The organism is Phytobacter massiliensis JC163 (assembly GCF_000321045.1).
GTDB lineage: Bacteria > Pseudomonadota > Gammaproteobacteria > Enterobacterales > Enterobacteriaceae > Phytobacter_A > Phytobacter_A massiliensis.
This window is the reverse complement of sequence record NZ_CAEO01000185.1, coordinates 1-851: the sequence shown is the minus strand read 5'-3', so window position 1 is coordinate 851 and position 851 is coordinate 1. Positions and strand designations below refer to the sequence as shown.

The window sequence follows — 851 nt, the reverse complement described above, 5'->3', positions numbered from 1 at the left end:
AGGCTGCAGGGTCAGTATGCGGATGAGGAGTCGGGGCTGCATTACAACCGCTACCGGTACTATAATCCACTGAGCGGGCGGTATATCAGCCAGGACCCGATTAGTATTCGGGGCGGGATAAATACGTATGCGTATGTTAAAAATCCCCTGAATTCTATAGATCCATTGGGGCTAGCTTGTATTCAGGTTGACTCTAGAATAAAAGAGAGTGATAAATTAGTTAAAGAAGCAGAAATTTCAGGAAGATCGCATCAGGCCAGTATTGATCGTCTTACCGAGCAATTGGCTCAAGGGAATACAAACCCTGGAATAGGAAGCAAACCAATTGGACATGGTATTTCTGAAGCCAGAGCCAGGGATGGCGCGAGAGTTTATTTTCGTCAAACTCCAAACGGTATAGAAATACTCGGGAAATCGACGAAGGCAAATCAACAAAAAGTAATAAATGAAGTAATTCTCGTTTTTGGTAGAGGTAATTGAGTATGGTTAAAAATATCAAATTATATCATTCTGAATTTGGTGTAAATGATAACGTAGATGTTGAGGTTTTACTTGATAATGGTGATAAATATACTGCTACATTTTTTACATTAACAAATATACACTATCTTTTTGAAAACAACAAAAAAACAGGTGAATGCCATAATGGATTATATTTTTGGGCAGCAAATATGATTCTCGTAAAGTCTTTGTCTGAGGGTATTATAAAAGAAGTAATTTATGATTTATTAAAAACTGGAGAGTTTTTTTCCTCATTTTTAAAAATAGATTAATGAAACTTATTACAGCCAAATAGTTCAGCCATGACGATGCGGATAACCTGCTGGGGATGGACGCCCCGCAGGAGGGGC

Annotated in this window: 2 protein-coding genes; both read left to right on the top strand. The window is 38.3% G+C overall.

Annotated features, from left to right (window positions below):
• Positions 1-480 (top strand): RHS repeat-associated core domain-containing protein (locus ENTHG_RS00115; RefSeq protein WP_044172028.1); only part of this gene is annotated, 480 nt, incomplete at its 5' end.
• Between the two features lie 2 nt (positions 481-482).
• On the top strand, positions 483-773 hold the full coding sequence (locus ENTHG_RS00110; protein ID WP_044172026.1) for a hypothetical protein: 291 nt from the start codon (positions 483-485) through the stop codon (positions 771-773).
• Positions 774-851 lie beyond the last annotated feature (78 nt).